This is a genomic window from Bartonella sp. CL100XZDX, from assembly GCF_042195375.1.
Lineage (GTDB): Bacteria > Pseudomonadota > Alphaproteobacteria > Rhizobiales > Rhizobiaceae > Bartonella.
Genome location: NZ_JBHIOH010000017.1, coordinates 1 through 1253, shown reverse-complemented (window position 1 = coordinate 1253; position 1253 = coordinate 1). Strand labels below are relative to the sequence as shown.

2 protein-coding genes are annotated in these 1253 nt (G+C 40.7%); both read right to left on the bottom strand.

The features are described 5' to 3' along the window. Positions 1–27: 27 nt before the first annotated feature. Positions 28–417: a hypothetical protein gene (locus ACFILU_RS01330; protein WP_375674430.1), complete on the bottom strand. Its 390-nt coding sequence runs from the start codon at positions 415–417 to the stop codon at positions 28–30. Between the two features lie 5 nt (positions 418–422). After that, the gene (locus tag ACFILU_RS01325; protein ID WP_375674429.1) at positions 423–1187 is read right to left on the bottom strand and encodes a hypothetical protein; all 765 of its coding nucleotides are present in this window, start codon (positions 1185–1187) and stop codon (positions 423–425) included. Between the last annotated feature and the right edge of the window lie 66 nt (positions 1188–1253).

Sequence of the window (1253 nt, the reverse complement as noted above, 5' to 3'; positions counted from 1 at the left end):
ATTGTTAATCATCACAAACAGCAAAACTTAAGGCTGGCATTTGCGACTATTTTTATATTTTTTACAAAACGGGCTGTTCAAACGCTTCTTGACACTGCGCTGTGGGATGACAGCACCTGGACGACAAATCGGCAAGTTTTTCTCTTTAAAAGTATAACACCAGTTACCTCTCCCTTTATAGTGGAATCCTGCTTGAACCATGCAAGCATCAACTGTTGCTTTCGCATTAATACTCTGCTGTTGGTTTTCTGGAAAAACATCATAAGGGGTTGGCATACCACATTCTAACAAGGCTTTTCCTATCTCCGTAAAATCTGCACCAGGTTTCTCCCACATACTCAGAGCCCCTGGAGAAGGCTTATCAATGTTACATCCAGCTACACTAACCAAAACTATTCCGCTTAATAATTTCAAGATTTATTTCATTTTTTCCTCCCTGAATATTTTGAATAAATTGGCGTACGATTAGGTAAACCATAGAACTTTGTACAAGCATCACTTGGATGTCCATAACAAGCATGAACACTGGGGTAGCCCTTAAATATTTGCCCTCTCTCTTTCCAGGGACCACTTCCAGGAGGTATTTGCTCAAAAGTGTAAGGATTTTTGCCAATCTTTGTACCCACAAAGTCATATTTATGATTTTCCAAGTTTACATAATCCTGCGTTCCATCACTTAAGATATATAACGTATCTGCCATGTTTTGAGTATTATAAGCTGGTCCAAAGAAATTAATCGTTGTTTTCTTTGCTATACCATGAACACCATGCTTTTCTAAATCATGCGATCCATTGCCCGCTGTCATACTGCCGCGGCTATGCGCATCAGTATGCAATCCTATATTGCCAAGGCTATACAACAGATTCTGGTACTTCTTCGTCGAATTGGTCAGAGCACCCAACTTACCTTCTAGAAAATACTGATACCCTGCAATGAACCCCTCTACCAAGAGCGAATCGCTATGAGGGAACATCAGAAAATAGTGCGGATCATTCTTGTTATCAGCCAACTGAACCGCATTATGGGCTGCTTCATCTGGTGTTGTAAGAATACCATTGAGGAAAACATGAACCTTGCCATCAGAACCTTTTTGTAAATTCTGTTGTTCTTCATCCGTTAAATAATGTGCGTGAGGGAACAATCGCGCCATTCCAAGCCAAGGCAAGGATGGCGGATTGTTGATCATCACAAGCAGCAAAACTTAAGGCTTGCATTCAGGTTGTACTGGACTTCTTTTACAAAACGGGCTGTT